Origin of the sequence: Pseudoduganella plicata, from assembly GCF_004421005.1 — a bacterium.
Classification (GTDB): Bacteria; Pseudomonadota; Gammaproteobacteria; order Burkholderiales; family Burkholderiaceae_D; genus Rugamonas; species Rugamonas plicata.
In genome coordinates this window covers 3,024,282-3,037,126 of the sequence record NZ_CP038026.1, presented here as the reverse complement: position 1 = coordinate 3,037,126, position 12,845 = coordinate 3,024,282, and the positions used below count along the sequence as shown (strand labels likewise).

Here is a 12,845-nt window from a genome sequence, read left to right as displayed (position 1 = left end):
CTTAATCGATGAAGCGGAGCAGGCCCTGCAGCGCGTGCACGACCGTCTGCTCGCGCACGGCGCGGCGGTCGCCGCCGAAGACGAGGCGCTCGGTGTGCACGGTGTCGCCATTGGCCCAGCCGAAGCAGACGGTGCCGACCGGTTTGCCCGGCACGGCGCCGGTCGGGCCGGCAATGCCGGTCGTCGAGACGGCCACGTGGGCGTTGCTGTTGCCGAGCGCGCCTTGCGCCATCGACGCGGCCACCTCTTCGCTGACGCTGCCGAACTGCGCCACCATGGCGGCCGGCACTTCCAGCAGTTCCGTCTTGGAGGCGTTGGAATAGGTGATGAAGCCACAGTCGAACCAGCCCGTCGAGCCGGCGACTTCCGTGACCGCCTGTGCCACGCCGCCACCGGTGCACGATTCGGCGGTAACCAGCAGCAATCCTTTTTCCTGCAATGCACGCCCTACCTGGGCGGCCAGTTCATTGATGTCCGTGCTCACGTGTCGCTCCTTGGCTGGTGCCAGTATCCTGCCTGCCTCTGGCTGTATTTGGCTGTATTTGGCTGTATCTGGCTGACGGCCCCATTCTAGCGCGCCCTCCCCGCGCACGGCCACGCACGGGGCGAAATATTTGCCAGTTGCAAAAGTCTTGTCCGCATAATCACGCGCACCATTGCGGAACTGAACGATAGAATAGAACCGGAAAGGCGGAGCCGGGCGGGCCTGCGCCTTCCATACGAGGGCGAGGTAACGTGATGCAATCACAAGGGTTCCGGGATTGGCGCCGGCAGGTCATCGCGATCACGGTCCCGTTCGGCCCGGCGCGGGCGAAAGGCGGCTCATGATCCGGCAATCGCTGCGCCACAAGCTGCTCGGCGTGATCGCCATGGTCATGCTGCCGGCCATGCTGGTATCGATCGGCACCGTCGTCGCCTATGACCTGCACGTCTACCAGCAGACGCTGCGCGACGATATGCGCACCCAGGCCGAGCTGCTGGGCCATATGTGCGCCCCGGCGCTGACCTTCGACGACCAGCGCCTGGCGCAGGAAAACCTCAGCCTGCTGCGCCTGCGCCCCAAGGTCAACGCGGGGGCGCTGTACAACGCCCGCGGCGCGCTGTTCGCCCGTTACGCCGCGCCCGACCAGAAGCCCGTCATCCCGTCCAGCGCGGGCCAGCCCGGATTCCAGTTCCAGGAAGGCAAGATGCTGCTGTTCCAGCCCATCTACGATAACGGCGAGCTGATCGGTACTGTCTATCTGCGCGCCGATTACGAGATGATGGACCGCTTCATCGACTACATGATGATCGGCGTGCTGGCCGCGCTGCTGGCCATGCTGAGCGCGTGGCTGGTGGGGCGCCGGCTCAACGAGGTGATCACGCGGCCCATCCTGAATGTGGCGCACGTGGCGCGCGAAGTGGTGGCGACGGGCGACGTCTCGCGCCGCGCCGAGCGCTTCGGCGACGACGAGGTGGCCGAGCTGGCCGAATCGTTCAACAAGATGCTGTCCGATATCGAGAGCCGCAAGCGTGAGCTGGAGAACTCGAACCGGGAGATCGCCCGCGAAGCGGAACAGCGCTCCTTCGCGCAGCAGGAGGTGATGCGCCTGAACGCCGAACTGGAGCAGCGCGTGCACGAGCGCACGATCCAGCTGGAGCTGGCCAACAGCGAACTGGCGATGGCGATGCAGGAGGCGAAAAGCGCCAACCAGGCCAAGTCGGCGTTCCTGTCCTCGATGAGCCACGAACTGCGCACGCCGCTCAACGCCATTCTCGGCTTCGCGCAGATCCTCACGTCGGACAAACTGCCCTCCACGCTGGCGCAGAAAAAGGAATTCGCCAACCACATCCTCAAATCGGGCCGCCACCTGCTGGCGCTGATCAACGAGATCCTCGATCTGGCCAAGATCGAATCGGGCGCCGTGGCGCTGTCGATGGAACCGGTGGCGCTGGCCGACATCTTGCAGGAATGCGAAACCATGATGGCGCCGCTGGCGGGCCAGCGCGGCACCCGCCTGCTGTTCCCGGCCGGCGTAACCGTCAACGTGACGGCCGACCGCACACGCCTGAAGCAGGTGCTGCTGAACCTGCTGTCGAACGCGATCAAGTACAACCGCGACGGCGGCGCCGTCGTGGTCGACTGCACGGCCGGCACGGCGGGCACGCTGCGACTGTCCGTCCAGGATACGGGCATGGGGCTGACCGCCGAGCAGGTGCGCATGCTGTTCCAGCCCTTCAACCGGCTGGGCCAGGAATCCGGCGCGGAAGAGGGCACAGGCATCGGCCTGGTCGTCACCAAACGGCTGGTGGAACTGATGGGCGGCAGCATCGGCGTGTCCAGCAGTCCCGGCGTGGGCAGCGTGTTCTGGATCGACCTGAACACCACGCTGCCGGTGCCGTCGCCGGCGGAGGGCCTGCCGCCGCTGCCGGAGCTGCCATACCGCATGCGCGACAACATCACGGTGCTGTATGTCGAGGACAACCCCGCCAACCTGAAGCTGGTACAGGAGATCATCAGCTTCCGCCCCGAGCTGCGCCTGCTGACGGCACCGGACGGCCAGCTGGGACTGGCGCTGGCGCGCAGTCACCTGCCGGACCTGATCCTGATGGACATCAACCTGCCCGGCATCGGCGGCATGGAAGCGCTGCGGCTGCTGCGGGCCGATCCGCGCACGGCGCACATTCCCGTCATCGCGCTGACGGCGAACGCCATGCCGCGCGACGTGGAACGGGGAATTGCGGCAGGATTCTTCCGGTATCTGATCAAGCCGATCAATATCGAAGAATTTACCGAAGCCATCAACAGCACGATTACCTGGCTGGCGGAACGTGCGCAACCCGTGGATGGCGGGCAGCAAGGGGGAATAAATGATCAGCCGGGCAGACATCCTGAACGCCAGCATACTCGTCGTGGATGACCAGCCCGTCAACGTGCAGCTGCTGGAGTATCTCCTGCAGTCGACGGGCTATACCCACGTCACGTCCACGCTCGATCCGAGTGTGGTGGTGCCATGGCATCGGCAGCACAATTACGACATCATCATCCTGGACCTGCAGATGCCGGGCATGGACGGTTTCGACGTCATGCATGCCCTGCGTCCGCTGGAGCCGGACGGCTACCTGCCCGTGCTGGTGGTGACGGCCGAGCCGGACAAGAAGCAGGCCGCGCTGGATGCGGGCGCGCGCGACTTCGTCAGCAAGCCGTTCGACCCGGTCGAGGTGCTGACGCGCATCCGCAACCAGATCGAAGTGCGGCTGATGCAGCGCGAGGCGCGCCGCCACAACACGGTGCTCGAGCAGACGGTGCGCGAACGCACGGCCGATCTGCAGCGCTTTCGCAGCGCGATGGACGCCACGGCGGATGCCATCTTCCTGATCGATTCAGCGACGATGGAGCTGGTGGACGTCAACGACGGCGCCTGCCGCATGCTGGGCTACGCGCGCCAGCAGTTGCTGGCGTTGCCGCCGGCCCGCATCGGCCTGGGCACGCGTGAGGCTCTGCAATACCAGGCCGAAGCCGCGCTGGCCCATGCGGACCTGCGCTCGCCGACATTGACGGAAACCGAGCTGCTGCGCCAGGACCATGCGACCGTGCCGGTCGAGGTGTACTGGCAGTTGCAGCACGGCGGCGAAGACGCCGTCGAGACGCGCCAGCGCACGCTGATCTGCGTGGCACGCGACATCAGCGAGCGCCGCGTCGCCGAGGAACGTCTGCGGCACATGGCGCATTACGACAGCCTGACGGGGCTGCCGAACCGTACGCTGTTCTACCGCACGCTGATGGAAGCGATCGAGCTGGCGCGCGACAAGGAGTGGCGCATCGTCGTGCTGTTCATCGGCCTGGATCGTTTTAAGAACGTCAACGATTCGCTGGGTGCTGCCATGGGCGATATCCTGCTGCGCCAGTTCTCCAACCGCCTGGTGCAGTGCGTGCGCATCCGCGACACGGTGGGCCGGCTGGGCGGCGACGAATTCGGCCTGATCCTGACGATGACGCGCGACCAGCACGACGCGGTGCTGGTGGCAAACGAAGTGCGCGACGCGCTGCGTTCGCCGTTCGAACTGGGCGAGCACCGCGCCACGCTGACGGCGTCCATCGGCATCGCTGTCTACCCGGACGATGCGGGCGATCCGGAAACGCTCGTCAAGTACGCCAACACGGCCATGACGCAGGCAAAGGATGCAGGCAGCGACGCCTACCGCTTCTTCACGGCCGGGATGAACGCACAGGTACTGGCGCGCCTGGACCTGGAAATGGCGCTGCGCCGCGCGCTGGACGAGGACGAGCTGGAACTGCACTACCAGCCCAAGGTCAACCTGCACACGGGCCGCGTCAGCGGTGCCGAGGCGCTGCTGCGCTGGAACCGTCCGGGGCACGGCATGGTGTACCCGGCCGAATTCGTCAGCGTGCTGGAGGAAACGGGCCTGATCGTGCGTGCGGGCGGCTGGATTATCGACGCCGCCTGCCGCCAGATCGCCGAATGGCTGGAGAGCCCGATCGGGCCGATGCACATTGCCGTCAACGTGGCGTCGCGCCAGTTCGTCGAAGGCGACCTGGAACAGGACGTCAGCGAGGCGCTGGCGCGGCACAAGGTGCCGCCCGACCTGCTGGAGCTGGAGCTGACGGAAACGGCGTTGATGTCGAACGCGGAGCGCACGATCGAAGTGCTGACGAAGCTGCGCGCGCTGGGCATCAAGGTGGCGATCGACGATTTCGGCACGGGCTATTCGTCGCTGGCCTACCTGCAGCGCTTCCCCATCGACAAGCTGAAGATCGATATCGCGTTCGTGCGCAACATCACGACCAATCCGAACGACGCGGCCATCGCGCTGGCCATCATCAGCATGGCGCACAGCCTGAAACTGCGCGTGGTGGCCGAAGGCGTCGAGAGCCGCCCGCAGCTGGAATACCTGCGCCGCAACCGCTGCGACGAGGTGCAGGGCTTCTATTTCAGCCGCCCGCTGTCCGCGCAGGATATCGGCCAGCTCGTCCTCGCCGGCAAGGCGCTGCCGCCGGATCCGAACCAGTCGGCCGAGCCGCCGCAGACGCTGTTGATCGTCGACGACGACGTCAACGTGCTGTCGTCGCTGCACCGCCTGTTCCGGCGCGACGGCTACCGCATCCTGACGGCCGCGTCGCCATCGGAAGGCTTCGACCTGCTGGCGCTGTATCCGGTGCAGGTGATCGTCTGCGACCAGCGCATGCCGATCATGAGCGGCACGGAGTTTCTCAGCAAGGTGAAGGACATGTACCCGGACACGATCCGCATCATCCTGTCCGGCTACACGGGCCTGGAAGCGATGCTCGATTCGATCAACCGTGGCGCCATCTACCGTTTCTACACGAAACCGTGGGACGACATCCAGCTGCGCGACAATATCCGGCTGGCGTTCCACCACTACTGGCTGATGCACGGCAGCGGCAGGCAGGCCGGCAAGCCGGGAGAGGACCACACAGCGCTGGCGTAGTGTCTGGACGCGCTGCGCCTCTTGCGGTAGCTATTTGAAGTGATCGAAGCCGGCCAGTACGAGATCGAGCGGCATGCCATTGGCATCGACAAGGCGCAAGCCGGCGTCGCCGTCGATCCGCCCGACCCGTGTCACCGGCGTGCCGCACCGCGCGGCTGCGGCCGCGATGGCGTCGCGCTGTGCGGGATCGGCAGTAAAACAGAGCTCGTAATCGTCGCCGCCGGCCACCGTGAACGCCCGCCGCAGCGACTGTGCCTGCTGCGCCAGCACGGGGCCGGGCGGCAGCGCGTCGACATCGAGTGTCGCCCCCACGCCCGAACGGTCGAGGATGTGACGCAGGTCGCCCCCGAGGCCATCGGAGATATCGATGGCGGCGCGCGCCAGGCCTCCATCGGCCAGCGCCACGCCCAGCGCCACGCGCGGCGTCGGCAGGTGCATCCGCTGCGCCGCCGCGTGCTGCAGCTCCGCGCCCAGCGAATGCTCCAGCCTGAAGCCGGCCAGCGCCAGCCGGGCATCGCCCAGCGTACCGGACACCCAGATGTCGTCACCCGGCCGGGCTGCGTCGCGGCGCAGCGATTTGCCCGGTGCGACTTCGCCGAATACGGTGATGCAGATAGTGAGCGGTCCCCGGGTCGTATCGCCGCCGATCAGTTCACAGCCGTGCGCATCGGCCAGCGCGAACAGGCCGCTTGAAAAGCCCTGCAGCCAGTCGGGTTGGGCGGCAGGCAATGCCAGCGCCAGCGTGAACGCCACCGGCCGCGCACCCATTGCGGCCAGGTCGGAGAGGTTGACGGCAAGGCTTTTATGGCCAAGCCGGCGCGCATCCTCGCCCTCGAAGAAATGCCGGCCCTCGACCAGCATGTCGGAGGAAATGGCCAGCTGCATGCCGGGGGCGGGCGCCAGCAGGGCGCAGTCGTCGCCGATGCCCAGCACGGAGCGGGGCTGGCCGCTGCCGGCCGGACGGACGAAGTATTGTTTGATCAGGTCGAATTCGGAGAGCATGCGGTATTTTACGATGTCGGCCGCCAACGGCCTGACATGACCGCAGGCGGGGCATGTCGCCATCCTGCTCACCGCCCTGGCGGCGCCGCCCCCTTGTAACGCTTGTACATCGCGTAGACGTACACCGCGACCGCGGCGACGCCGCAGGCGAGTGCCTGTCCCGCCCCGAAAAAATATCCGACCGCGCCCAGAATCAGCAGCACGGCCGCCAGCACGACAAATCGTTTCGCCACGGCGCCCTCCTTGAAGATCGGTGCTGAAAGTGTATTACGCCTGCGGTGGATGAGGCGCCACGGGTAAGCGATAGCAAAACTATCGCAGAATTAGAGGAATCAATGTCAATTTACCTATTGACATAATGGCTTGGTGAAAATACCTACTTTGCCGCTTCGGGGCGTCTGCTAAAATCAAAGGATTTTTCAGAGCACCTAGGGAAGGCAGTACAGCAATGGATTCGTCATCTGACAAGAAAGAGGAACTGCGCCAGCAACTGCGTGCCGCGGCGCTGGAATACCATGAATGCCCACGGCCGGGTAAGATCAGCGTCACCCCGACCAAGCAACTGACCAACCAGCGCGACCTGGCATTGGCGTACTCGCCCGGTGTTGCCGCTCCCTGCGAAGAAATCGTCGTGGACCCGGCCGCGGCCTATAAGTACACGGCCCGCGGCAACCTCGTCGCCGTAATTTCCAACGGTACCGCCGTGCTCGGCCTGGGCAATATCGGTGCACTGGCGTCCAAGCCGGTCATGGAAGGCAAGGGCGTCCTGTTCAAGAAGTTTGCCGGCATCGACGTCTTCGACATTGAAATCAACGAGCAGGATCCGGACAAGCTGATCGACATCATCGCCGCGCTGGAACCCACGTTCGGCGGCGTCAACCTGGAAGACATCAAGGCGCCCGAGTGCTTCTACATCGAGCGCGAACTGCGCAAGCGGATGAAGATTCCCGTCTTCCACGACGACCAGCATGGTACCGCCATCATCGTCGGTGCCGCCATCCTGAACGGCATTTCCCTGGTCGGCAAGAACATCAAGGAATGCAAGCTGGTCGTGTCGGGCGCGGGCGCCGCGGCGCTGGCCTGCCTGGACCTGATCGTCGACCTGGGCTTCCCGATCGAGAATATTTTCGTCACCGACCTGGCCGGCGTCGTCTACAAGGGCCGCACCGAGCTGATGGACCCGGACAAGGAACGCTTCGCGCGCGAGACCTCCGCCCGTACCCTGGGTGAAGTGATCGCCGACGCCGACATCTTCCTGGGCCTGTCCGCCGGCGGCGTGCTGAAGCAGGACATGGTGCGCCAGATGGCCCCGCGTCCAATCATCCTGGCACTGGCCAACCCGAATCCGGAGATCCTGCCGGAAGACGTCAAGGCCGTGCGCGACGACGCCGTCATCTGCACGGGCCGTTCGGACTACCCGAACCAGGTCAACAACGTGCTCTGTTTCCCGTACATCTTCCGCGGCGCGCTCGATTGCGGCGCCAGCACCATCACGCGCGAAATGGAAATCGCCGTCGTACACGCGATCGCCGAGCTGGCGCACGCCGAGCAGTCCGACGTCGTGGCGACAACCTACGGCTTCACCAACCTGTCGTTCGGCCCGGAATACCTGATCCCGATGCCGTTCGATCCGCGCCTCTTGATCAAGATTGCGCCGGCCGTGGCCAAGGCGGCCGAGGATTCGGGCGTCGCCACGCGTCCGATCAAGAACCTCGAAGCGTACGCCGACAGCCTGCAGGAATTCGTCTACCGCAGCGGCACCTTCATGAAGCCGCTGTTCTCGGTTGCCAAGGGCACGCACCCCGAACTGAAGCGCATCGTCTACGCCGAAGGCGAAGAAGAGCGCGTGCTGCGCGCCGTGCAGGTCGTCGTGGACGAGCGCCTGGCGCGCCCGATCCTGGTCGGCCGTCCGGCCGTGCTGGAGCAGCGCATCGAGAAGTTCGGCCTGCGCCTGAAGCTGGGTGTCGATTTCGACGTCATCAACCCGGACTACGATGACCGCTACCGCGACTACTGGACGTCGTACTACGAACTCACCAACCGCAAGGGCGTGACGGAGGAATACGCGAAGCTGGAAATGCGCCGCCGCCACAGCCTGATCGGCGCGATGATGATCAGGAAGGGCGATGCGGACGGCATGATCTGCGGCACCTTCGGCACCACCCAGCTGCACCTGCACTACATCGACCAGGTGCTGGGCAAGCGCGCCGGCGCCAACGTGTATGCGGCGATGAACGTGCTGGTCCTGCCGGAGCGTCAGCTGGTCATGGTCGATACGCACGTCAACGAGAATCCGACCGCCGAACAGCTGGCCGAGATCACGCTGATGGCGGCCGAGGAGATGCGCCGCTTTGGCCTGTCGCCATCGGTGGCGCTGCTGTCGCACTCGAACTTCGGTTCCTCCAACAGCGAATCGGCGCAGAAGATGCGCACCACGCTCAAGCTGGTGCAGGAACGCGCGCCGGACCTGGAGATCGACGGCGAGATGCACGGCGATACCGCACTCGATTCGAAGCTGCGCAAGAAGCTGATGCCGAACTCGCGCCTCGAGCGCGATGCGAACCTGCTGGTGGCACCGAACATCGAGTCCGCCAACATCGCCTACAACCTGGTCAAGACGGCAGCCGGCAACGGCATCGCCATCGGCCCGATCCTGCTGGGCTGCGCCGCGCCGGTGCACATCCTGACGCCGTCGGCCACCGTGCGCCGCATCGTCAACATGACGGCGCTGTGCGTGGTCGACGTGGTTGCGCAGCGCAAGGGCTGAACAAGGGTTGAACCTGAGTGCCGTGAGAGGGAGGCCGCCGCGAGGCGGCCTTTTTTTTGATGCTGTCATCGCGCCGCCTGAAATGTCGACCGAAGCACGCAGCTGCGCCAACTCTCGTATCATCGCGGGTTTGATGCAACCGTTCAGACCGATGACCCAGCAAGCCACGCCGCCTTTTTTCGCCCGACCGCAAACAGTCCTCATCCTGGCAACGCTGTGCTGCCTGCTGTGGGGCAGCTCGTACCCTTCCATCAAGACCGGCTATGAGCTGCTGGGGATCGCCCGGCACGACGTGCCCTCGAAGCTGGTGTTCGCCGGATGGCGCTTCCTGCTGGCCGGCGCCTTGCTGCTGGTGCTGGCCGTCGCCATGCGCAAGCCGGCCTTGCGGCTGACGGCGCGCCAGCTGCGCCAGTTGACCGTGCTGGGCCTCGCGCAGACCGGACTCCAGTACCTGTTCTTCTACATCGGACTGGCTTACACGACAGGCGTGCGCGCGTCGATCCTGAACGCCACCACGACCTTCTTCAGCGTGCTGCTGGCGCACTTCATCTATCGCAATGACCGCCTGTCGCCGCGCAAGGCGGCCGGTTGCCTGCTCGGGTTCGCCGGTGTGGTGGCGGTGAACGTTGGCGCCGGTGGCGCCGCCATCCCGGTCACCCTGCATGGCGAAGGCTTTATCGTCATTGCCGCGTTGGTGCTGTCGGCGGCATCGATCTACGGCAAGCAGGTGTCGGGCGGGATGGACGCGATGGTCATGACGGGCTGGCAGCTCGCCATCGGCGGTGCCGCGCTGCTGGCGGGCGGCTATGCGGCTGGCGGCACGGCAGGTGCCATGACGGCTGTGCCGGCGGTTCTGCTGGTCTACCTGGCGCTGCTGTCGGCCGTGGCCTTCACGCTGTGGAGTCTGCTGCTGAAGCACAATCCGGTCGGCACGGTCAGCATGTTCGCGTTCCTGATTCCCGTGTTCGGTGCTGCGTTGTCGGCGCTGTTCCTGGGCGAGAGCATCCTTGAATGGAAGAATCTGGCGGGGTTGGTGCTGGTCTGTGCCGGCATCTGGCTCGTTACGCGCGCGCCCGCCGCGCAATCGACTGAGTCAGGCCGGGCGCTCGCCGCCGGCGCAGGCGGAAAGCAGACGTAGGCGTCAGGTTTTTCGGACAAGTGCGTTTTCTGGCTGCTGCCCGGGGAACGCGCTGGCGCCGGCGTGTCAAAAGTGCGCCACATGTACTTTTTGACATGCCCGGCAGACAGCGCTACATTGTGCCCACCATGACCGACCTCATCCTCGCCATCGTCCACCACCTGATCGTATTCGGCATCGCGGCCGTGCTGGCGGCCGGACTGGCGCTGATGCGGCCCGCCGCCATGTCGCCTCACACCGTGCGGCTGCTCGGGCGGTTCGACGCCGCTTACGGTGCGCTGGCCGTCGCCATCCTGGTGGTCGGCTTTTCCCGCGTCTGGTTCGGCGCCAGGGGGGCGGACTTCTACCTGCACAACCACGCGTTCTGGGCAAAGGTCGGCGCGTTTGCCGTCGTCGGCCTGCTGTCCATCAGGCCAACCTTGCGCATCGTCGCGTGGCAGAAGGCGCTCAAGGCCGATCCGGCCTTCACGCCGCCTGCCGCCGAGCTGACGGCGGTGCGCCGTACAATGCTGGCCGAAATCCATGTTTTCGCATTGATTCCGATTGCCGCGGCGCTGATGGCGCGTGGCGTTGCGTATTGACGACGGCACTGGCTTGCTATCTGCAAGTCACTGATTTCTAAGATTTATTTTGAAAATTCGTCAGCCATACATTGCCTTCGTGGTGCTTTATTGCAAGATTGATCGGCCGGAGAGGCCGGCAATCCTTGTCACTTCACCAGGAAAAACACAATGGTCAAAAAACTGCTGTGCGCCGCCTTGCTGGCGGCGGGAACCGCTTGCGTCCATGCGGCGGAGACGACGTGGAATTTCGGCTATACAGGATTCATCAATGCCGAGACGGGCGCCCCGTTCAATTACCAGTTGACGGGATCCTTCAGGGGCGAAGATGCCAATGCCGACGGCGTTCTTCTGGCAGACGAGCTGACATACTTGCAGGTGCAATCCTTTGTCTTGCTCGAGCCGTTCCCGGAAGATCCGCATGCGCATATGAACCCGGGCGGCTGCGCGCGCACGTGGGCGCCTTTCCTGAAGTGCCAGATCGACAGCTTCAGCTACAAGACCACGGGCCAGCTCGAATTTTCAATCCACCACTTTGGAAACGACGAAGCCAGCAGCTCATGGAGCGGCAGCATCGTGTCCGGCAGCCATTTCGGGTCGGAAGGCGGAAACTCCAGCACGGGTACGTCATGGACCAACTGGTACAACTGGACCAACCAGACCACCTTCACGATTTCTCCACCGCCAGTCCCCGAACCGTCGACCGCGCTGCTGCTGCCGGCAGGCCTCGCGGTTCTCGTCGCGGCCCGCCGCCGTCAGCGTAAAATCGACGCGTAACAAGCTGTAATTAATGTAATCGCCCCCGTGCCTGGGGGCTTTCGGTTGTCATGCCTCTGTTACAATGTTGGGCTTCATGGTCAAGTCGTTCCGGAATCCCAACACTATGCAAAACTCAAAACGCGCCCTGATCACGGGCATCTCCGGCCAGGATGGCGCCTACCTCGCGCAACTGCTGCTGGAGAAAGGTTACGAAGTCACCGGCGCGTTCCGCCGCACCAGCTCCGTCAATTTCTGGCGTATCGAAGAACTGGGCATCCAGAATCACCCCAACCTGAAACTGGTCGAACACGACCTGACGGACCTGTCCTCGTCGATCCGCCTGCTGCAGAACGGCCAGTTCGGCGAGATCTACAACCTGGCCGCGCAGAGCTTTGTCGGCGTGTCGTTCGAGCAGCCGATCACCACCGGCGAGATCACGGGCCTGGGTGCCGTGAATCTGCTGGAGGCGATCCGCATCGTCGATCCGAAGATCCGCTTCTACCAGGCGTCCACCTCCGAAATGTTCGGCAAGGTGCAGGCCGTGCCGCAGAAGGAAGACACGCCGTTCTACCCACGCAGCCCGTACGGCGTCGCCAAGCTGTATGCGCACTGGATGACGGTCAACTACCGCGAGTCCTACGGCATCTTCGCCTCGTCCGGCATCCTGTTCAACCACGAGTCGCCGCTGCGCGGCCGCGAGTTCGTCACGCGCAAGATCACCGACTCCGTCGCCAAGATCAAGCTGGGCAAGCTGGACGTGCTGGAGCTGGGCAACCTGGACGCCAAGCGCGACTGGGGCTTTGCCAAGGAATACGTGGAAGGCATGTGGCGCATCCTGCAGGCCGACCAGCCGGATACCTATGTGCTGGCGACGAACCGCACCGAGACCGTGCGCGACTTCGTCTCGATGGCCTTCAAGGCCGTCGACATCGCCATCGAATGGCGCGGCGCAGGCGAGCAGGAAACAGGCCATGACGCGAAAACCGGCACGCTGCTGGTGCGCCTCAGCCCGAAATTCTACCGTCCGGCCGAAGTGGATCTGCTGATCGGCGACGCTGCCAAGGCCCGCGAGGAACTGGGCTGGGAGCCGAAGACGACGCTGGAAGAGCTGTGCCAGATGATGGTCGAGGCCGACCTGCGCCGCAATACCGCCGGCTTCTCGTTCTGA

The 12,845-nt window shown here is 64.7% G+C and carries 10 protein-coding genes; 7 read left to right on the top strand and 3 right to left on the bottom strand.

Annotated elements, in window-relative coordinates; translation table 11 throughout:
- Position 1: 1 nt before the first annotated feature.
- Entirely contained in the window at positions 2-484 is a 483-nt protein-coding gene (locus E1742_RS13210; RefSeq protein ID WP_134385389.1) for a CinA family protein, read from the bottom strand.
- A 340-nt stretch (positions 485-824) separates the two neighbouring features.
- Between E1742_RS13210 and E1742_RS13205 the strand changes: the two genes are divergently transcribed.
- Together E1742_RS13205 and E1742_RS13200 are read left to right on the top strand one after the other, a co-directional pair.
- Positions 825-2,900 (top strand): sensor histidine kinase, YfiR-like protein-associated, encoded by a 2,076-nt coding sequence (locus E1742_RS13205; protein ID WP_134385388.1) that lies wholly within the window; start codon positions 825-827, stop codon positions 2,898-2,900.
- A complete protein-coding gene (locus E1742_RS13200; protein ID WP_134385387.1) occupies positions 2,851-5,451 on the top strand; it encodes an EAL domain-containing protein in 2,601 nt (866 codons plus the stop codon). The genes E1742_RS13205 and E1742_RS13200 overlap by 50 nt, the downstream gene beginning before the upstream one ends.
- Before the next feature lie 30 nt (positions 5,452-5,481).
- On the opposite strand, the gene thiL is transcribed toward E1742_RS13200, so the two are convergent.
- On the bottom strand, positions 5,482-6,453 hold the full coding sequence (gene thiL, locus E1742_RS13195; protein WP_134385386.1) for a thiamine-phosphate kinase: 972 nt from the start codon (positions 6,451-6,453) through the stop codon (positions 5,482-5,484).
- Positions 6,454-6,521: 68 nt separating this feature from the next.
- Entirely contained in the window at positions 6,522-6,686 is a 165-nt protein-coding gene (locus E1742_RS26165) for a hypothetical protein (RefSeq protein WP_166793477.1), read from the bottom strand.
- A 215-nt stretch (positions 6,687-6,901) separates the two neighbouring features.
- On the opposite strand from E1742_RS26165, the gene E1742_RS13190 reads away from it, so the two are divergent.
- From E1742_RS13190 to gmd, 5 genes are all read left to right on the top strand, one after another.
- Complete coding sequence (locus tag E1742_RS13190) at positions 6,902-9,220, top strand: NADP-dependent malic enzyme (RefSeq protein WP_134385385.1); 2,319 nt, start codon at positions 6,902-6,904, stop codon at positions 9,218-9,220.
- Positions 9,221-9,371: 151 nt separating this feature from the next.
- A complete protein-coding gene (locus E1742_RS13185) occupies positions 9,372-10,358 on the top strand; it encodes a DMT family transporter (protein WP_189569091.1) in 987 nt (328 codons plus the stop codon).
- A gap of 128 nt (positions 10,359-10,486) precedes the next feature.
- Positions 10,487-10,939 (top strand): DUF2214 family protein, encoded by a 453-nt coding sequence (locus E1742_RS13180; protein ID WP_134385383.1) that lies wholly within the window; start codon positions 10,487-10,489, stop codon positions 10,937-10,939.
- Between the two features lie 150 nt (positions 10,940-11,089).
- Positions 11,090-11,695, top strand: a complete 606-nt coding sequence (locus tag E1742_RS13175; RefSeq protein ID WP_134385382.1) for a PEP-CTERM sorting domain-containing protein — start codon at positions 11,090-11,092, stop codon at positions 11,693-11,695.
- Between the two features lie 106 nt (positions 11,696-11,801).
- On the top strand, positions 11,802-12,845 hold the full coding sequence (gene gmd, locus E1742_RS13170; RefSeq protein WP_134385381.1) for a GDP-mannose 4,6-dehydratase: 1,044 nt from the start codon (positions 11,802-11,804) through the stop codon (positions 12,843-12,845).